Source organism: Enterococcus sp. AAFC-DPL-5146, assembly GCF_058216635.1.
On sequence record NZ_CM177103.1, the window covers coordinates 1,712,851 to 1,731,479 of the forward strand.

Consider the following 18,629-nt stretch of genomic DNA (forward strand, 5'->3'; position numbering starts at 1 on the left):
TCACTCTCCTTTGGTTAAATATTCATCCAGCATGTCATCTTTGATTCGTTTTAATTCTGTTCTTGGCAACATTGATAATAATTCCCAACCTAAATCTAACGTTTCATTTATTGAACGATTTGTATAAAAACCTTGATTCACGTACTCTTTTTCAAAACGGTCGGCAAATTTTGCATAGATTTTATCAACATCGGACAACGCTGATTCCCCAAGTACAACAGCCAACTCTTTCGCCTGTTTCCCTTGCGCATAAGCTGCAAATAATTGATTCATCGTTGGTGCATGATCAATCCGAGTTTTTCCTTCGCCAGTTCCTTTATCTTTCAATCGAGACAATGACGGCAGTACATCGATAGGTGGTTGAATACCGCTCTTATACAATTCCCTAGATAAAATAATTTGTCCTTCAGTAATATAGCCCGTTAAATCAGGAATCGGATGAGTTTTGTCATCTTCTGGCATTGTCAAAATCGGAATCTGAGTTACAGAACCTTTTAACCCGCGAATACGTCCAGCACGCTCATAAAGTGTTGCCAAATTCGTATAAAGATATCCTGGATAACCACGTCGTCCTGGCACTTCACGGCGCGCCGCTGAAATTTCTCGTAAAGCCTCACAATAATTGGTCATATCCGTCATGATTACTAACACATGCATGCCTTTTTCATAAGCTAAGTATTCAGCTGCTGTCAATGCCATTCTTGGTGTAGCAATTCGCTCAATTGCTGGATCATTAGCTAAATTCATAAACATCACCGAACGGTCAATTGCTCCTGTTTGACGGAAATCTTCCATGAAAAACTCCGCTTCTTCAAATGTGATTCCAATCGCTGCAAAGACAACTGCAAAATCTTCATCGCTATTCAAAACATTGGCTTGACGAGCAATTTGCGCCGCTAGTTCTTTATGAGGTAAACCTGATCCAGAAAATACGGGCAATTTTTGTCCGCGAACTAAGGTGTTCAAGTGATCTATGGCTGAAATCCCTGTTTGAATAAATTCATCTGGATAATCTCTGGCAACAGGATTAATCACTTCACCATTGATATCTACCATTTTTTCTGGCAAAATTTCAGGCCCATTGTCTTTAGGACGACCTAAACCATCAAAAATCCGTCCCACCATGTCTTCTGATACACCTAACTCTAAAGGATGACCTAAAAAACGAACCTTTGAATCTCGAAGATTAATTCCGCTAGTTCCTTCAAATATCTGAACCATTGCTTTATCTCCGTTGATTTCTAGAACTTGTCCACGACGAATCTCACCATTTTGCATACGGACTTCGATTAATTCTTCATATTTGACCCCTTCAACCTTTTCAACGATCATCAAGGGACCAACAACTTCATTAATCGTACGATACTCTTTAATCATTCGTCATCCCTCCATCTACAACGATTTGTTTTAAGACCTGTTTGATTTCATCCACCAATCCGTCTAAACGATCGATTTGATCTTCTGGTAAATACTTACTTCTAGCAATTTGATCTCTTAATCCAACTGTTCCAGCCATGATTTCAGATAAATAAGCTCCTAAGCCTAAAGCTGTTTGACCTTCTTTATAAAATGTTAAGATCAAGCGAAGCATTTTGTATTGTTTTTCTCTTGAAGTAAATGTATCAACATCGTCAAATGCATTTTGCTGCAAGTAATCCTCACGAATTGATTTAGCAACTTCTAACGTCAGACGATCTTTATCAGACAATGAATCTATTCCCACTAAACGAACAATTTCGTCCAATTGTGACTCTTCTTGTAAAATCCTCATGCCTTCTATGACCATTTCAGACCAATCAACTTGTAATTGTTGATCCAGATACTTCCCAACTTCTGAGTCATATAAAGAATAACTTTGCAGCCAATTGATTGATGGAAAATGACGTTTTTGAGCCAGTGTTGCATCTAATCCCCAAAAAACTTTTACAACACGTAACGTGTTTTGCGTAACAGGTTCAGAAATATCCCCACCAGATGGAGAAACCGCACTGATTGCCGTAATACTACCTTCACGATGGTCTTTTCCTAAAGCCACAACTTGTCCAGCACGTTCATAATATTCTGCTAAACGGCTGCCTAAATATGCAGGATAGCCTTCATCTCCAGGCATTTCTTCTAGACGTCCACTCATTTCACGTAATGCTTCAGCCCAACGAGATGTTGAATCTGCCATAATCGCCACAGAATAGCCCATATCACGGAAGTACTCAGCAATGGTGATTCCTGTATATATTGATGCTTCACGAGCTGCTACAGGCATATTAGATGTATTAGCAATCAATACCGTACGCTCCATGACAGACTCTCCTGTATTTGGATCAATCAATTCGGGAAATTCGTTCAGTACATCAGTCATTTCATTACCACGTTCACCACAACCTACATAAACCACTAAATCGACATCAGCCCATTTAGCAATTTGATGCTGCACTACAGTTTTCCCCGCGCCGAAAGGTCCTGGAACTGCAGCAGCTCCCCCTTTAGTTACAGGAAAAAAAGTATCAATCACTCGTTGCCCAGTAAGCAAAGGTACATCAGGATTTAATTTCTCTAAAATCGGACGGCTACGGCGGACCGGCCATTTTTGCATCATTGTGAATTCTTTTTCGCCAGTTACTGTTTCAATAACATAAACAGTCTCTTCAATTGTGAACTCACCTTGCTTCACTTCTTTAACTGTTCCGCTGATTCCAAATGGCACCATGATTTTATGAGGGATTACTTTTGTTTCTTGAACAAGACCAATAATATCACCTGCTGAAACTTCTTCGCCAACAGAAACACTAGGTTCAAAGAACCATTTTTTCGTTCTATCTAATGCAGGAATCTGAACACCCCTACTTAAAAAGTCACTTTTTGTTACTTCTGCAAAAGTTTCTAACGGACGCTGAATCCCATCAAACATCTCTGCAATTAATCCAGGCGCTAGTTCAACTGATAAAGCTTCTCCAGTCGTCACTACTGGTTCTCCTGGTCCAATTCCAGTTGTTTCTTCATATACTTGAATTGATGCAACATCTCCCCGCATCTCAATAATCTCTCCGATAACACCCAGTTCTCCAACATGACAAATATCCTGAATACTTGCATCAGACATATTCTCAGCCATAACCAAAGGTCCGGAAACTTTAATAATTCTACCAGTTTGCAAAATCATTCCTCCTATTCCGTAAAGCTGAACGAGCAGTTTAGCTTTAAGCAAATTAGGAAAATTATTTAATGATGCTTTTTATCATTGAATAATTTTATCTATTTGCCGAAAACGCTAGCTCGTGAAGCTAGATCAAACATAAAGCTGAACAGGCTCATTTAGTACTGACTGAAAAATAGGAAAATATGACTGAGGCGCTTTTTGGCTCATTCATATTTTATCTTTTTTCCGAAGTACTAGCCTGAGAAGCTAGATCAAACGTAAAGCTGAACAGGCTCATTTAGTACTGACTGAAAAATAGGAAAATATGACTGAGGCGCTTTTTGACTCATTCATATTTTATCTTTTTTCCGAAGTACTAGCCTGAGAAGCTAGATCAAACGTAAAGCTGAACAAGCAGTTTAGCTTTTCAACATCCTACAATATATTCTGTCCAATCGCTCTTTCCACATTATCCTGAATTTCTTTCAATCCAATTCCTTTTGTCCCATTATGACTTGGAATTAATATAATCGCTGGAGTAACTTCACTTTTATAGCGTTCGATTGTTTCGACAGCTTGTTCAGATGCATCTTCTGTAATAAAAATCACACCAAAATTATTTTTTGCCATTGATTCGATTGTTTCTCTAACCTGTTTTGTAGAAGTGGCATAAACCACTTCAAAACCAAATAACTTGAAAGGCATGACAGAATCTTTGTCACCAATTACACCTATTTTATACGCCATCTGTCACCCGCATCCTTTCTCTAACCGTATCAATTGAAAATTTACCTCGCTTACTCACTAGGATCAAACGTAAATTCTTCCATTCAACTTCTTTTGCATTTAAAAAAGCAAGCAGAGGCAACGGACCAAATGCCATGATTTTGGCTTTATCATATAATCCCGTCAAATAATCATCTTTTACCTTCTCAAACGCAACCAAGTCTAATTTTTTTGTTTCAGCGGAAACAATTGGTGCTAATAATCCACCATAAGTCGTACCAAGAACAAAATCTGTAAAAATGGTTAAAGGTTGTTCGGCATAGTCTAAAAATTTTTCTTTAGGAATATTGCCTGAGCTGGATAAAACGGTCGATAAGAAATTCTCATGCTGTCCTTGAATGATTCCTCTAGCCATGGTAGAAATATTCGTCAAATCAATAAATGCTGTAACCTCTGCTACGATATCTGGGTAACCTAATGATTCAGCTAACTGTCGCTGAAATGTTAAAAAATTTCGATCATAAATAATATCAATGGCTTGAAGCATCGATGATTCCTGAAAATAATCTAATACTTCAAGAATGGCATTCATCAAAACTTCTGGTAACTCGGTAGAAACTCTTGTATGGATCGCACTTTTCATTGTTTCTAAAGCGTAACGTCCATCATCAATAAATAAGTAATCCAAATTTTTCCCTGTCAATTCAGCTTTCGTTAGAACTTTCAAATTATGAAAAGTTGACCGAGAAGTGTAAATAGCGATGATTTCAGGTTCTGGAGCCAGTTCATACAACCATTCATACAACTTCCCTTTTTCTTTTGAATAAATATATTCAAATCTATCAGCAAAATCATCCGTCATATAGGTTCCATAAACAGTATTTTTTAAAATCTCTTTTAATTCTTCTGTATTTTTCGCATTTAATAATTGTTCGTATTGTGCCGTACTTAAAAGTTCTGTTTCTTTAAGACGAATTAAAGGATTAATTTGATTATATGCAGTCTCTTTCATCATGATCCTCCTAAATTTAAATCTGAAAAGACTCGCCTCGCTTCGATTGAAGAATAGGAAATTATGACTGAGACGTCTTTTTTCTTCTTCACAATTTATCTTTTTCTGAAAAGCGAGTCGTTTAACTTATTAAACACTAAATTTATTGAAACAACATTTCAGCTATCTTAAAACTTTCCATTTTTTTGATTTCCTGAACAAGACTTGGGAATAAGAAATTGTACTCAATACCATCTTTAGCGATGATAAATCCGCCAACATTTGGTATATACTCCTCTTCCAGCGTCAATCTCAGTTTGTCAGAAGTATGTTCCGTAAGCCAGTGATTGTCTAAATTCCCTTTTGAGTACTCTCCTAATTTTAACTGGGCATCTCCTTCAACAGGTAACTGACTGACAATTTGTTTAGCAAAGGCTTGAAACTCTACCTTAGTCCATTGATTCATTCGCTCAACAGACTCTGAGAAAAGCAGTTCTAAAAACCCTTGTTTTTGATTCAATGTTCCTTGTTTGATCTCTAACTGTTGTCGGTTTTGCTTTTGTTTAAATGCTTTATGTGTTTGTTCTTCATTTTTTTCAATCAGCTTACTTTCTTGTAAAAAAAGGGCTTCTTCCAACTCTTCATATTCTTGGTCAATTCGCTTGATTTCTAGTTTTTTCAGTTCTGAAACTTCTGCTTGACCTTTTTCTAGAATTTGTTCGACAATTTTTTCGATTGCATCCATTTTTTTCCTCCTGTTACTTCACATTTAGTACAAGTAAGAATGAGATAACAAACCCAAGAATGGCGTATGTTTCAACCATGGCAGCATAAATGATCCCTTTTGTTGCATGTTCAGGTTTCTTCGCTAAAATTTGAATCCCTGCTGCTGCAACGCGTCCTTGAGCGATACCAGAAAATAGACCAGCAAAGGCAATTGGTAATGATGCCACAAAGTAATCTAATCCTTGAACCATTGACATGCTGTTATCTAAATTGATAAAAATCAAGAAGGCAATTACGAAACCGTACAAGCCTTGAGTACCTGGCAATAATTGTAAGATTAATGCTTGTCCAAATTTTTCAGGCTGTTCTGTTGTTAATGCAGCAGCCGCTTCACCAGTAAATCCAACACCTTTAGCTGAACCAATCCCAGCTAAAATTGTTGCCATTGCCATTCCTAAAACTGCAAAAAGAATTCCACCATTGTTATTAATTAAGTATTCTATCATGTTTATATTCCTCCACTATTCATTTACTTTTGATTTTTTTTCAATATTCATGTACTTCTCTTCTGTTTTTAACGGCTTAAATGCACGACCGCCGCCAGTATAAAATTTTCCAAAAAACTCTACATACTGTAAACGTGCACCATGGACATAGGCGCTTAACAAACTTAAAAAGAGATTCAAAGCATGTAAAGCGATAATCAAGAAGATTCCCACAGTGAATCGAGCTGCCGGTGGCATAAATGCGACTAACATATTAAATGCTGCAGCAATACTTCCACCTGAAATTCCTAAGGCCATCAAACGTGTATAACTGACTAAATCACCAATGTAACCCGTCAAACCATATAATCCATATAGACCTTTCGCTAATCCTTTAATTTTTGATTTCGATTGAATGATTGGTACTACAACAATTGATACAGCAGAAATTACTGCAACAACGACTCCAGCTGTAACTAAGCCATCATTGCTAAAAATCAACATACCTAAAACCGCAATCAAAATCCCCACCAATAAACCTTGCCAAGCAAAACTATCACTAATACTGTCTAAATATCGTTTTCTCTTAGTCAATTCAATTCCGTTAACCATCAATCCTGTCAACAGCTGTATGAACCCGAAAATAACAGATAAAATCAAGATTGTATTCACGTCTTCAGTCGTGGATAGTATTGGGAAAGGCCACCGAACACCAAACAGCATTTTCGGTAAAGCTGCTCCAAAGAATGAACCATAGATAAAGCCCCAAATAATAGTTGGAAATGATAGTATCAGAAAGAAATCCGCAAAACGTTTCATCCCTCTAGGTAAAATTATCAATTTAAGTGCAAACAATGCACCTATCAACATTAACAAACCGTACCCGATATCTGCCACCATCATACCAAAAAATACCATGTAAAAAGGCGTCATAATTGGTGTTGGATCTACTTCATTATATTTTGGCAAACTATACATTTCAGTTAACATTTCAAATGGTGCCACAAGGGAATTATTTTTCAGTTTCACGGGAATATCCGCTTGTATTTCATCCTCGGTTGGTTGATCAAATGTGATATAAACCTCATCTATAGCTAATGCCTCTTGTAGGGCAACTGTCAACTCATGCTTTTCATCAATCGGAATCCATCCTTGCATAACAAAGAAATAAGAAGTATTTAACAGATGTTTCTTGGCATCCTCCCGGTGAATATATGCATAGGTCATCTCCTCAGCAAAATATAGTTCTTCCAAATGATTTCGATAGGATGATAGACTAATTTTCACTCTCTTTTCTTCTTCAACAAGTGCACCTAATTCTTCTTTATTTTTCTGATAAGCCTCTTTAGGTAAGATATCATATGGATAATAGAACTCATTGAAACTATATTTAGCTGTGATATCATCCAAATCCTCAGATTGACTCTTTAGATAAATTAAACTGTAATAAACATGATTTTGACTGTGATAAATTTCTTCGATGTACACAGATGAACTATTTTCTATATCAGCTAAAAATTCGGTTTGATTCGCTGAATTGATTGTTCCCAGTAAAATATCAGTACTCGTTAATGAATTTTTCTGTGGAATAATATCTAAATACTGCCAGCGAGTCAACCATTTTTCTTTTGATAACAAGTCTTTTCGCTTAGCTTCGATTGTTGCCAGTTCGTTTTTAAGTGAAGCAATTTCTTTTAAATATTCACTAATTTTGAACTCGTCGAAACTTTTCTCCAGAGAACTTAATGTACGCACTTGTCTTTTTAATGGTTTCTTTTTAGAAGAACTCTCCCCGAATCGTTCAATAAACGTCAGGGATTCCTGGATATCCGTCAGCATTGATTGAAAATGTTTCTTTTGACTTTCATCTTCATCCATTAATGTTGATGCAAAATGTTTTTCTATATAAGAGCTATCTACGTTCGAATGAAAAAAATCTTTGATCTCAATCGCTTGCAACCCTTGAATCGTTTGAAGAATTACTTCTTCACTTTCGGCAGAAGCGATGATTGTCATTTTTTCCATTTTATTGACTGCCATAGATTGTTTTCACCCTTTCTATTACGTGATCAATGATAGATTCTTTATTTTTTTCATATTTTTCTTGGAATTTTTGATTTTGTTCTTTTGCTTCAATTAGCAAAATGTCTTTTTCTTTTTGAAGTTGTTCATTTTTTTGAGTCTCTAACTCTTGTAGCAAAGTCGCAATTTTTTTTTGACTTACTTCTTGTTTCCCCTTAAAATCTGATGCTTTTTTTTGCTCATACTTGTCAAGTTCTTCTTTAGCCATTTGTCTCATTATTTCAACGTTTTCTTCTGCTTCACGAATCTTATCTAACGCTTCTAAAACCATTTTTTCACCCCTATCATTTTAGTACTCTGTATTCCTCTCTATTATTGAACGTATGACCTTTTTTTACAATTAAAAAGAGAATAAACTGTGCTTTTATTTACTAAAAACACAACTTATTCCCTTAAAGATTGATTGGAAAATAAAAAAGGGCCTAAGTTCAAAAACTCGTCCTTCTCACCCCTTGAAGAACCTGATCCTTGAAGCTTGCGCCCAACCATTATTATTCATATGCATTTATCTTAGCAAAAAAATACTTAAATTACAACTTCTTTAGTAATACACTTACCTGACTTAAATAAAAAAATTCCACCTTCAATTGAAGATGGAAAAGGAGTCTTACTCATGCGAGTAAATGAAAAAAAGTTTTGTTGTTAGGATATCATTATGTTACTATCTTATTTTTCAATTTACAAATAAAAAGCATTACAATCCTTAAAAAATATCATTATTATATTTATTTTATACTACTAAAAAAAGAATACTTCCAAATCATATGATAAACGGCTAACACGTTCAATCATTGCTTCTTTCCAAACATCTGTAAACCAATCATATTGAATTTGATTGATAATATTTTTTTTTAATTCATCACTCATGGCTTCACTATCAATTTGCCCTTCGTAATATGAATCCATCACTGTTAAAACTTTCGTATTGCTATGTTGTTGAAATTTGTAAATACGCCCTTTTTCTATGTAATAAAACCAGTGATTGATGATAACCGCAAATTGTTCTTCTTTTTTTTCTAATAATGTGATAAACATCTGAGGTGTGATTTTCTTCATCCTTGTTACTCCATTTCTACGTTACTTTGTCATTATTTGTCTATTTTATCATATCAATGATTTAAAAACTTAAAAATTTGAATTAAAATCATTATGAGAAAGACCCACACGAACCTTATGTACAATTATGATTACTATTTGATATAATATAACCTAGTTATTCATATATTATTTTATCGATTGGAGAAATAAGAAATGGGACAAAACTTGGTAAAAGTAACGACGACTTTTCATAATACATGGTTGATAGATTTGAAAAAAGATGACTTTACTGAAGAAAACAATATTTTATTTGGTGATACTCTACGACTTTCCATTTCTAAAAATGATTCTTATTATTTTGCTGAATCAATTGCCCTTACCTACAGTAAAGAAATCCTATCAAGAGAAAAGCCAACTGAAAGCGAAATTGACTTTTTCAACTATATGAAAATCGCTCAAGAAAAAATGTTTTCAAAGACATTATCAGCAAAATATAAATTAGAACAATATGTACTTCCGACAATAGCTTCTGAAGATTTAGAAAGAAGCCTATAAAAATAAATAATAGCCTCTGATTTACTTCATTCAACAGGAAAAGTAAATCAGAAGCTACTATTTTGCACTTTTTTTGTTACGCACTTTTTATTTATACATCTAGTTTTTAGTTAAATTTTTTGTTCGCAAAAATTATTTTGATGACTTAAACTCAATTAAATGAATATATCTTTAGGCTCCAATACAAATTACATAAACACTAATAGCTCCTGAAACTAAAGTAAAAAAAGAAACCATTACGGACACCTCCATATTTAGTTTTTGAAAAAATCAGAGTTTGCAAACAAATAACTTTCCTAAAGTACAGAATAACAAACAACAAACAAAATTGAAAGTAAAAAAATCGCAAAATGCGAAATTAGCATGTGAAATATAAAATATTCGAAATTTCTTATAAAAAATAGGCATTCCCCTCCTTTTTCATGCTATAATCGCATAAAAAAGGAGGAAAACCCTTGAACATCATAGATACTTTACGTTTTTTTAGATTGAAACTAAAACTTACTCAAAAAGAAATGATGCCTGTATATACAGATCCTTCAACATATTCAAAAATCGAAAGTGAGCGACGCTCATTGAAGGTAAGCGAATTAGAAGAAATATTGAGTCATATTTCTGTTAATACTGAAGAATTTTTTCATTTTGCAACCTTTGACAAAGAGCAACAAGATTTCAGAAAATACTTTTACTATTGTGCTAACCATCTAGAAAATAAAACTACAAAACAAAAGCTTCTAAATTATTATTCTTCTTTAAAAAATAAAGAAGAAAAAACACTACGAGAGCTATCAAATTATATAGCAATTAAGAGTTTTTTTCATGATCAATGGGTCGAGGTAAATGAACTTACTCCAAAAGAAATAACAGATACTTTAGAGAACTTATTAAATAAATCATTCTATCTTCAATATGATTATGCAATTACCAATAATCTTATTCAATTTTTTAATGCCAAACAAACCGATTTACTTCTGGCTAAGATGTTTCCAATTAAATATGAGGAACAACGTGATTTTACCACAAAGAAATTCGCTCATAACATCCTGATTAATCTAATTTCTTTAAAATTATATGCTAAGGATTACGAAGGTGCAGAAAAATACATTAAGCTAGCAAAAAAACAAGATAGACAAAATGAAAATTATAATTTTAAGTTAAATTTACAATACTTAACTAATCTTTTAAATTATCTGCTGGATGGAGAACCAGTTTATATGGAACGTGTCTACGACTTCATTCATTTGTTAGAAAATGCAGGTGATGTCACACATGCAACGAATGTAAAAAAAGAAGTCAAGATGTTAACTCATGAAAGAGATAGTGAGAAATTATTGAATAATTACACTGTTGGATTGCTGAAAGAAAGTTAAAGTGTTGTCAAAAATTCAATAAAACAGTATATCCCACCTTTTTCAAGGTGGGATACGGAGTATTACTCGGATTGAGTAAAATGAAAATACTGTTAGGGTACATTTATAATATCACTAAATGTTATCAATTTCAACCCTGAAGTAAATGTTTTTTTGTTCATCTATTTTTTACAAATCCCCCTTGAGTTCACTTAACGATAATCTATTTTCCAAGGTTTATCTTATATTAATATTCCGTTTTCTGTTAAAATAAAATAAAAATACACAAAGCAGGCGAACTCAGTTGACTATTAAACGAAATAAAACGAACATTATTATTTTGCTATTCTTATTATGGATAAGTATGATTTCCATTTTCCCTTATTTTTTTAATAACTATATTTTCAACCAAGATGATCTCTTATTTCATCGAACTAGATTGGAAAGCTACTATCAAGCAGTTAAGCATCTTGACTTTTTTCCAAGAGTCTTTCCTAATATGGGATTAAATTTTGGATACGGTGCAGATTTATTTTATCCATCAATTCTGTTGTTTCCTTTTACTTTTTTTCGGATAATTGGACTATCTTTTGTACCTTCTTATTATTTATATCAGTTACTGATTAGCTTTTTTACAGCAGCTACCTCTTACTTTTTTTTGTACTCTATCAAAAACAAGCAAAAGCAGGCGTTGTTGTTTGCTTGTTTTTATACCCTTTCGACTTATCGTTTGATTGATCAGTCTGTTCGAGCTGCTCTTGGAGAAACCTTAGCTTTTGCCTTTTTGCCTTTATTTGTTTTAGGTATTTACTCCATTTTTTATAGTAATAAGCCTCGTTGGCAACTATTGGCGGTTAGTATGAGTTTGCTGATTGCCAGTCACTTGATTACAGCGTTCTATTCATTTATTCTACTACTTCTTTTTATATTGATTCATTGGAAAAAGTGTAGACAAACTCAAATCAAAAACTTGATTCAATCGGGACTGCTCACTATCGGATTATCTGCTTGGTTCTTGTTTCCTTATCTGGAACAAACCTATCATTTGACCTTTAACTTTGATCACACAACATTGTGGACAAGTGGCTTGAACTTTAGTTTAGGAAATCTATTTGTTAATAGTCTTGCAAATTTAAGTGCACCTTATAGCGAGCTAAAACCAAATATTGGTTTATTACTACTGTTCACAGTTATTATCGCAGGTTTTAACTATCCTAAATTAACACCAACCAATAAACGCTTAACATTAATTACAGTCTTTTTAATTATCCTGACTACAAACCTTTTCCCTTGGGCGATGTTTAAAGTCTCTATTTTAGCAAAGATACAGTTTCCATGGCGTTTATTGTTATTTGCTTCTTTCTTTGCTAGTTTACTTGCGGTTAATTTGATTGAGCAATTTCATTTTCTTTCTAGTAAGAATGTGTTTATATTTGTCAGTTTGAGCAGTCTTTTGACTGTCGGCTTTAATGTAAATAACTTAATGCAAGGTAACCTTCAAAATAGCGCGACCGTAACCAACAAAAACTATTCTGATTTTTATGAGTCGGAAATCGGACATGGAAAAGAATACTTAGTAAAAGATACTGATTTTAAAAAATATTTTGCTTCCCCTAATTTAATCGTTAACGGCGTTCCTTATACTGATTCTTTGACCTACAAGATCAATCAATACAATCATAGTAAATACAATTTGCAAACGAGTGGTAATTCTGAAGTCCAGTTACCAAAATTTTACTACAAAGGATACGAAGTTAAAGATAATCAAAAGGTCATTGGAAATTACAATAAAGATGGTCTTGTTACGGTTAAACTTGCTAAAGGTGTACATGATATTACTATCTCGTATACAAAGACGACTATTCAAAAAATTTCAAGTATTTTTTCCGTTTTGTTGGCTTGTCTATTGATTTTAAGGAATTTATTTACAAGAAAAATTGAAAATCATTGATGATTGTGCCACAATTGATTCATTTATAAAAGGACATTAGAACTGAAAAATAGTATATAGATTAATTAATTAGACTGGTATGAATTCGGTGTTGAACCGAGCACATTCCAGTCTAATTTTCTTTTTATTTTCTTAGAATTGCTCTACGATCTTTAGTTACTAAATCAACATAGTCCTCTTCTCTTTGAGAAAATTCTCGTTGCGCTTGAGTCATGGCTTCGCCATCAAAAACAAAATCTTTCAGATAATAGTGTAAAGCTTTCCTAATCTCCTCGAAGAGTTGTTCACCCTTTTTTTCATGTATTAAAGGAAAAACAAGAACAGACTGCCGCTTTGTTTGCAAATTACGTAGAATTATAGTGATGGCATTCAATGCAAAAAAATAGACAGCAGAAACGCTGTACAAACCTCTGTACATCAACGTTTCTACTGTCTGTCTCCATAAAAATTATGGAGACGGCGGGAGTCGAACCCGCGTCCAAACACATTGTCACTTAAACTTCTACGCTCATAGTCATACTATTTTAAGGATTCGCTGAAGTTCATGCCGCATAACAGGCCCAAACTCTCGCTAGTCTGATGATCTCTTTTAAATTTTACAGACGGAAAAATTTAACGTATCCCACTTAATTTGAGACCCTTACTCGAGCACATGGGCGATGCCGAGAGGATCTTCACCCGCTGTTTTTACGCAGCTAGAGCGAAAGTATTATTTTCGTTTTTAGCAGTTATATTTAACTGTAACGTTTTTACGTAGACGTAACCTACGAAACGCGATTCAAGCTCAACTATGCCTGTCGAATCCGTAACGTCCCCGTTAAGATTAAATAGCATAATATACGCTTTTGTTAGTATAACATATTTTTCTTGATTATTAAAGATTCAGAGACTGATTTCTCACTGTTCTACTTAATCAAGATACATCATTATTACATACTTCGGATTCACTTTAATTGTTCTAATGACCTGTTCCAAAAATATTGACTAGAATTGTTCCAATGACAATAAAACCAATTCCAACAATTGTAGGTGTATTTATTGGTTCTTTCCAATAAATAACTGAAAAAAAAGTAATCAAGATAATTCCAATCGCTCCCCATAACGCATAGGCAACATTTAATGGCATATATTTTATTGCTTTGGATAAACTATAAAAACAAATCGCATAAACAGCAACACATTCTAAAGAAGGGACTATTTTAGTAAAACCATCCGTTGCCTTTAAAAGATTTGTTGCTATAACTTCACTGATTACAGCGATAAAAAGATACAAATATCCGATCACATGCTTTTCCTCCTCAATTATTTCCTAAACATTATATCAAAAAATTTTACTCAAATAAATATTCTTTATGTTGGTCTATTCGAATGTTCTTTTTTACTCTGAAAACAAGAAATCATCGATGGATTTAACATCTAAAATCCATCGATGATTTCTTATACCTACCTAATTGATTCTTAATAGTTAAACAGCATACACTACTTCAAATTCAAGATTCCACATCATAATTAAGCATCCAATTAATACCGAATTTATCAACGACCATCCCATATTTTTTAGACCAAAATGTCTCACCTAGTGGCATAGTTACCTTTCCACCTTCTGATAAGCGTGCAAAAATCCGATCAATCTTCGTTTCATCACCTGTACTGATTACTAAAGAAACATTATTCCCTTCAATAAATGGAAATCCCATCCCATCAGGAACATCTGAGATCATCACAGGTACACCTTCGATTGTCATCGAAGAGTTGATTACCAAATTTTCCCATGATTCCGGAGTTGGATTTTCAGGATCTTGCGGAGCATCAGCAAATGTCATTATTCCCTCGTTTTTCACATCAAAAACCGTTTCATAAAAAGCAATGGCCTCAGATGCTTGATTCTTAAAATTCAAATATACTTCTAACATGATAGTCATCCTCTCTATCTATTTTTTTGATTATCTCATGTAAAAATAGATAATGCGAAAAGAAGGCTCACGTTTCACAAAAAATTGGTCTCTTTTAATAGCACTGAAACATATTGTTCCAAATATTCTTGATCTACTTCATCATAACCGTTTGTTACTGAGCTATCGAGATCTAAAACACCTACTAACTTCCCATCTTTTACCATAGGAACAACTATCTCAGATCGAGCAGCCGAGTCACAGGAAATATAATTTTTATGATTTTTCACATCATCTACTACTAAAGTTTCGCGCTTTTCAGCAGACTCTCCGCAAACACCTTTTCCCATTTTAATTCTAGTACAGGAAACTTTCCCTTGAAATGGACCTAAAACTAATTCTTCTCCATCAAATAAATAATAGCCTGCGAAAACAGTATTCGGTAAAGCATCTGCTAGTAGTGCAGATGAATTTGCTAAGTTAGCAATTTTATCGTGCTCTATTTCAATGATTGCGGCTTGTTGCTGTACTAATAATTGATATGCCGAAATTTTTTCTTCTTTTGTTTTCCACATATTTCCTTCACACTCTCTTTTAAGTATATAAATAAGAAATCCATTAATTATTTTCTTATTATATCATAAGCTTATATTAGAAAATGCTGTTTTATGAATTATTTAGCAGCTTCTTGTTTTCGATATTCATGAGGTGTCATCTTTAAATGCTTCGTAAACACTCTGGTAAAGTATGAAGAATCTGCAAATCCTACTTCTGTTGCAATTCGATATAAGGGCAAATCTGTTTCATGTAAAAGCCGACAGGATTCTTCTATTTTCAATAAATTGATATAATCACTCACGCTAATCCCAAGTTCTTTTCGAAATAATCGTCCAAAATATTGAGGATTCAAATAGACATGACTAGCAATATCATCAATCGTTGTTTTCTGTTTAAAATTTTTCTTGATAAATTGAATGGCTTTATTGATTCCTTCGCTAAATTGCTTATTATAATTTTCTGAAAGTGTATATTTTTTCTTACGGGTCATAAACTTATCCAGGTGCTGCATCATCTGCGTTTTCGAATATGGTTTTAGTAAATAGCCACGAATATTGTAACTTAAACCTTGACTTAACAAATCGAAATTAGAATATATAGACGTCCAGATTGTATAAATCGTTGGTTTGATCTGGAGCATTTTTTTTTGTAATTCTAATCCATTAATACCTGCTGCCTCAATATCCATAACAACTAGCTCTGGCTGAAATACTCTAGCTTTCTTCAGCGCTTCACACCCATTCTGAACTTCAACTACATTTAGATTTTCTCGCTGATAATTTTCTTTAATAATCTCTTTTATAAATTGTCGCTCTAATTCATCTTCTTCCACAATCATTATATTTTTCATATACGTCATCCTCTGGTCATAATGTTAACCCTTTTGAAGCTGGAATCATAACCTCTACAATTAACTTATTCAACGTTTCCAACATCTTAACATGCGCCTGATTTCCTAATAATTCAATCAATCTAGCGTTACTCTTAGCAACAACATGTAGAAATTCATCTTCTATTGGTAATTCTCTTTTTTTCTCTAAATGAATCTGTTCTTGAATAGTAATGATAATGCTGCCTTTTGTTTCAGCTACTGTAAACAAGAGAGAACAATCCTCTCCATACTTGGACAGTCTGATTTCTAGTAATTTTTCTACAATTGGAATCAGTGTCATCACAGGTATACGATACTCTGCCAATTCTGGTGGAAGATCAACCTGATAGGATAATCGATTCATAAATCTAGTTGTACTAATTTCTAAATAGTTATTTAAATAATCGAATGCTTCATTTAAAGAAATGAAATGATTTTGTGATTGATAATTGTAACGGATAACACTTGATAACTTATAGATAGCTTCTTCTAAATCCGTATTTTCATTAAAGTGAGCAAGTCTTGCTAATGTAGTTAGTGAATTAAATACAAAATAAGGTGTTAGTCCTTTGATATTGTCCTGGTTTTCTATATGTTCAATTTTTTGAGATAGAATTTTCAAATTATTTTCAGTCTTCTGTTGTTCTTTTTCCAATTTTTCTCTTGTTAAAGTTTGAGATAAAAAAGCCGCAAAGACTGAAGCGAAATTTTCAACTGTTTCTAATTCCTCCTCTTCAAAAAGGTGTAAGATATTCATTTTCTCATTTGCACCAGCCTTATCGATATCAGATACAATCAATAAGTTAAGATCTGTCTCATCTCTAAAAAAAGGGCCAAAAATCAACAAGCCCCGTTCGTTTCCATTATACTTAAACGGATAAATGAATTTACTTAATCCATAACTACAGCGATGACAATAAGAAGCAATTTTCTTCTTTCTAAAAATACCACTGCTTGATGGACAAGAAGAACAATCCGTTGATCGCTTGCAGAAACTTTGATTCGTTGCATCGAAGCTTGAACTCACTTTATTGAAAGATTCAAAACGCGGACGTACCTTGAATGGAAATCTTTTTAATAGTTCTTTGGACTGTTCAACTGTTTGTTGAGAAAGCTCTGAGCTGGTGTAGACGGTTAGATAAACATTTTCCACACTATTCGCTCCTTTTCAATACTAAATATGTTTACTTAAAGTATAACATAAATAACATTCGCTGTAATTTAAGCTTTTAACCCTGCCATAGTTACCTAATTTGTAAAGTGTATTGAAATGAGATTGAAGGACCTCAATTTATCCATCAACGACTTTTCTCAATGTTTGACTACTCTGATTGGTAAATCAAATTGAGCCATATATTCTTTGATTTTTTCAAGCTCCTCATCAGTATAAGACATATCTATATCTTCTAAAGGATAATGTTGTCCTAATTGTTCATACTTCGCCACACCTAGTTTGTGATAAGGTAAAATATCGATACTTTTTAAATAACCGTTTGTTTGAATCTTTTTAATGTGTAAAACAGTATTTTTTAGTGTTTCCATCGAATCATTTAACCCTTTAATCAAAGGCATTCTAACTGAAATATTTGCTCCTGCTTGGAACAACTGTTCCAAGTTTGTCATAATCCGTTCATTTCTTGCACCCACTAATTCACGATGCCGTTCAGGATCAAAATGCTTTACATCAAATAAAAATAAATCCGTCACATCAACAAATTTCTCCATGGTTTCCCATTTAGTATAACCACATGTCTCGATTGCTGTATGAATACCGTTCTTTTTACATTCTGCTAAAAGCTCTACAGCAAAATCCCCCTGATAAGTCACTTCACCTCCACCAAGTGTAACACCACCATTTGAACTCAGATAAAACAATGTATCTTGTAAGATAATATCCATCACTTCTGGAACTGTCATATCCTGTCCCATCACTTTTAATGCATTTTTAGGACAGCTTTCTTCGCAAATACGACAGCCACTGCAAGTAATTTCTCGATCAATAAAATGTTCTTTACGGCCATCAACAGTGGTACGCATTTTGTGAACATTACTTGGACAAACTTCGGCACAAATCCCGCAATCATCACATAGCGAATTTTGTTTCATGACTTGGAAACCTGATTCCACACTTTCTGGATTCGAACACCACTTACACCGTAACGGACAGCCTTTAAAGAAGACTAGCGTACGAATCCCGTCCCCATCATAAATAGAATATTTCTGAATATTAAAGATCCGGGCCGTTTTATTTGCTGACAACATCTTCTCTCAC

Annotated in this window: 19 protein-coding genes, 1 other RNA gene and 1 other annotated feature; of the genes, 3 read left to right on the forward strand and 17 right to left on the reverse strand. The window is 33.8% G+C overall.

Going from position 1 to position 18,629, the window contains the following annotated elements; all coding sequences use genetic code 11:
• The 9 genes from AC4BB2_RS07745 to AC4BB2_RS07785 form a co-directional block, all read right to left on the reverse strand.
• Window positions 1-1,377, reverse strand: coding sequence for a V-type ATP synthase subunit B (locus AC4BB2_RS07745; protein ID WP_490472388.1), 1,377 nt, complete (start codon window positions 1,375-1,377; stop codon window positions 1-3).
• Window positions 1,370-3,151: a V-type ATP synthase subunit A gene (locus AC4BB2_RS07750; RefSeq protein ID WP_490472389.1), complete on the reverse strand. Its 1,782-nt coding sequence runs from the start codon at window positions 3,149-3,151 to the stop codon at window positions 1,370-1,372. Before AC4BB2_RS07750 ends, AC4BB2_RS07745 begins: the two co-directional genes overlap by 8 nt.
• Window positions 3,152-3,568: 417 nt before the next feature.
• On the reverse strand, window positions 3,569-3,880 hold the full coding sequence (locus AC4BB2_RS07755; RefSeq protein WP_490472390.1) for a V-type ATP synthase subunit F: 312 nt from the start codon (window positions 3,878-3,880) through the stop codon (window positions 3,569-3,571).
• On the reverse strand, window positions 3,870-4,871 hold the full coding sequence (locus AC4BB2_RS07760; RefSeq protein WP_490472391.1) for a V-type ATPase subunit: 1,002 nt from the start codon (window positions 4,869-4,871) through the stop codon (window positions 3,870-3,872). The genes AC4BB2_RS07755 and AC4BB2_RS07760 overlap by 11 nt, the downstream gene beginning before the upstream one ends.
• A gap of 142 nt (window positions 4,872-5,013) precedes the next feature.
• A complete protein-coding gene (locus AC4BB2_RS07765) occupies window positions 5,014-5,595 on the reverse strand; it encodes a hypothetical protein (RefSeq protein WP_490472392.1) in 582 nt (193 codons plus the stop codon).
• A 13-nt stretch (window positions 5,596-5,608) separates the two neighbouring features.
• Window positions 5,609-6,082, reverse strand: a complete 474-nt coding sequence (locus AC4BB2_RS07770) for a V-type ATP synthase subunit K (RefSeq protein WP_490472393.1) — start codon at window positions 6,080-6,082, stop codon at window positions 5,609-5,611.
• 15 nt (window positions 6,083-6,097) lie between these two features.
• Window positions 6,098-8,101, reverse strand: coding sequence for a V-type ATP synthase subunit I (locus AC4BB2_RS07775; RefSeq protein ID WP_490472394.1), 2,004 nt, complete (start codon window positions 8,099-8,101; stop codon window positions 6,098-6,100).
• Window positions 8,088-8,414 carry a hypothetical protein gene (locus AC4BB2_RS07780; RefSeq protein WP_490472395.1) on the reverse strand — a complete coding sequence of 109 codons (327 nt, stop codon included), beginning with the start codon at window positions 8,412-8,414 and terminating at the stop codon, window positions 8,088-8,090. The genes AC4BB2_RS07775 and AC4BB2_RS07780 overlap by 14 nt, the downstream gene beginning before the upstream one ends.
• A 168-nt stretch (window positions 8,415-8,582) precedes the next feature.
• Window positions 8,583-8,630, reverse strand: a sequence feature (sodium ion sensor (DUF1646 type); this cis-regulatory element may regulate processes involved in with the transportation of sodium ions).
• Window positions 8,631-8,881: 251 nt separating this feature from the next.
• Window positions 8,882-9,199, reverse strand: a complete 318-nt coding sequence (locus tag AC4BB2_RS07785; protein WP_490472396.1) for a hypothetical protein — start codon at window positions 9,197-9,199, stop codon at window positions 8,882-8,884.
• Window positions 9,200-9,394: 195 nt separating this feature from the next.
• On the opposite strand from AC4BB2_RS07785, the gene AC4BB2_RS07790 reads away from it, so the two are divergent.
• The 3 genes from AC4BB2_RS07790 to AC4BB2_RS07800 all read left to right on the forward strand — a co-directional run bounded on the left by AC4BB2_RS07790 (window position 9,395) and on the right by AC4BB2_RS07800 (window position 13,036).
• The gene (locus tag AC4BB2_RS07790) at window positions 9,395-9,736 is read left to right on the forward strand and encodes a hypothetical protein (RefSeq protein ID WP_490472397.1); all 342 of its coding nucleotides are present in this window, start codon (window positions 9,395-9,397) and stop codon (window positions 9,734-9,736) included.
• 455 nt (window positions 9,737-10,191) lie between these two features.
• Window positions 10,192-11,106, forward strand: a complete 915-nt coding sequence (locus AC4BB2_RS07795; protein WP_490472398.1) for a helix-turn-helix domain-containing protein — start codon at window positions 10,192-10,194, stop codon at window positions 11,104-11,106.
• A 478-nt stretch (window positions 11,107-11,584) separates the two neighbouring features.
• Window positions 11,585-13,036, forward strand: coding sequence for a hypothetical protein (locus AC4BB2_RS07800; protein ID WP_490472399.1), 1,452 nt, complete (start codon window positions 11,585-11,587; stop codon window positions 13,034-13,036).
• A 124-nt stretch (window positions 13,037-13,160) separates the two neighbouring features.
• On the opposite strand, the gene AC4BB2_RS07805 is transcribed toward AC4BB2_RS07800, so the two are convergent.
• From AC4BB2_RS07805 to cutD, 8 genes are all read right to left on the reverse strand, one after another.
• Window positions 13,161-13,454, reverse strand: coding sequence for a hypothetical protein (locus tag AC4BB2_RS07805; protein ID WP_490472400.1), 294 nt, complete (start codon window positions 13,452-13,454; stop codon window positions 13,161-13,163).
• Between the two features lie 30 nt (window positions 13,455-13,484).
• Window positions 13,485-13,852, reverse strand: a transfer-messenger RNA (tmRNA) gene (gene ssrA, locus AC4BB2_RS07810).
• 142 nt (window positions 13,853-13,994) lie between these two features.
• On the reverse strand, window positions 13,995-14,318 hold the full coding sequence (locus AC4BB2_RS07815) for a DMT family transporter (protein ID WP_490474683.1): 324 nt from the start codon (window positions 14,316-14,318) through the stop codon (window positions 13,995-13,997).
• Window positions 14,319-14,526: 208 nt separating this feature from the next.
• Entirely contained in the window at window positions 14,527-14,958 is a 432-nt protein-coding gene (locus AC4BB2_RS07820) for a VOC family protein (protein WP_490472401.1), read from the reverse strand.
• Between the two features lie 65 nt (window positions 14,959-15,023).
• On the reverse strand, window positions 15,024-15,503 hold the full coding sequence (locus AC4BB2_RS07825; RefSeq protein ID WP_490472402.1) for a GAF domain-containing protein: 480 nt from the start codon (window positions 15,501-15,503) through the stop codon (window positions 15,024-15,026).
• A 98-nt stretch (window positions 15,504-15,601) separates the two neighbouring features.
• On the reverse strand, window positions 15,602-16,336 hold the full coding sequence (locus AC4BB2_RS07830; RefSeq protein WP_490472403.1) for an AraC family transcriptional regulator: 735 nt from the start codon (window positions 16,334-16,336) through the stop codon (window positions 15,602-15,604).
• A gap of 16 nt (window positions 16,337-16,352) precedes the next feature.
• The gene (locus AC4BB2_RS07835) at window positions 16,353-17,510 is read right to left on the reverse strand and encodes a sensor histidine kinase (protein WP_490472404.1); all 1,158 of its coding nucleotides are present in this window, start codon (window positions 17,508-17,510) and stop codon (window positions 16,353-16,355) included.
• 158 nt (window positions 17,511-17,668) lie between these two features.
• Window positions 17,669-18,619 carry a choline TMA-lyase-activating enzyme gene (gene cutD / locus AC4BB2_RS07840; RefSeq protein WP_490472405.1) on the reverse strand — a complete coding sequence of 317 codons (951 nt, stop codon included), beginning with the start codon at window positions 18,617-18,619 and terminating at the stop codon, window positions 17,669-17,671.
• Between the last annotated feature and the right edge of the window lie 10 nt (window positions 18,620-18,629).

Bases quoted from the DNA above. Each gene is read 5' to 3' on its own strand.
- AC4BB2_RS07745 (WP_490472388.1), bottom strand. From the start codon at position 1,377: ATGATTAAAGAGTATCGTACGATTAATGAAGTTGTTGGTCCCTTGATG.
- AC4BB2_RS07755 (WP_490472390.1), bottom strand. From the start codon at position 3,880: ATGGCGTATAAAATAGGTGTAATTGGTGACAAAGATTCTGTCATGCCT.
- AC4BB2_RS07760 (WP_490472391.1), bottom strand. From the start codon at position 4,871: ATGAAAGAGACTGCATATAATCAAATTAATCCTTTAATTCGTCTTAAA.
- AC4BB2_RS07765 (WP_490472392.1), bottom strand. From the start codon at position 5,595: ATGGATGCAATCGAAAAAATTGTCGAACAAATTCTAGAAAAAGGTCAA.
- AC4BB2_RS07770 (WP_490472393.1), bottom strand. From the start codon at position 6,082: ATGATAGAATACTTAATTAATAACAATGGTGGAATTCTTTTTGCAGTT.
- AC4BB2_RS07775 (WP_490472394.1), bottom strand. From the start codon at position 8,101: ATGGCAGTCAATAAAATGGAAAAAATGACAATCATCGCTTCTGCCGAA.
- AC4BB2_RS07780 (WP_490472395.1), bottom strand. From the start codon at position 8,414: ATGGTTTTAGAAGCGTTAGATAAGATTCGTGAAGCAGAAGAAAACGTT.
- AC4BB2_RS07785 (WP_490472396.1), bottom strand. From the start codon at position 9,199: ATGAAGAAAATCACACCTCAGATGTTTATCACATTATTAGAAAAAAAA.
- AC4BB2_RS07790 (WP_490472397.1), top strand. From the start codon at position 9,395: ATGGGACAAAACTTGGTAAAAGTAACGACGACTTTTCATAATACATGG.
- AC4BB2_RS07800 (WP_490472399.1), top strand. From the start codon at position 11,585: ATGGGATTAAATTTTGGATACGGTGCAGATTTATTTTATCCATCAATT.
- AC4BB2_RS07805 (WP_490472400.1), bottom strand. From the start codon at position 13,454: ATGTACAGAGGTTTGTACAGCGTTTCTGCTGTCTATTTTTTTGCATTG.
- AC4BB2_RS07820 (WP_490472401.1), bottom strand. From the start codon at position 14,958: ATGACTATCATGTTAGAAGTATATTTGAATTTTAAGAATCAAGCATCT.
- AC4BB2_RS07825 (WP_490472402.1), bottom strand. From the start codon at position 15,503: ATGTGGAAAACAAAAGAAGAAAAAATTTCGGCATATCAATTATTAGTA.
- AC4BB2_RS07830 (WP_490472403.1), bottom strand. From the start codon at position 16,336: ATGAAAAATATAATGATTGTGGAAGAAGATGAATTAGAGCGACAATTT.
- cutD (WP_490472405.1), bottom strand. From the start codon at position 18,619: ATGTTGTCAGCAAATAAAACGGCCCGGATCTTTAATATTCAGAAATAT.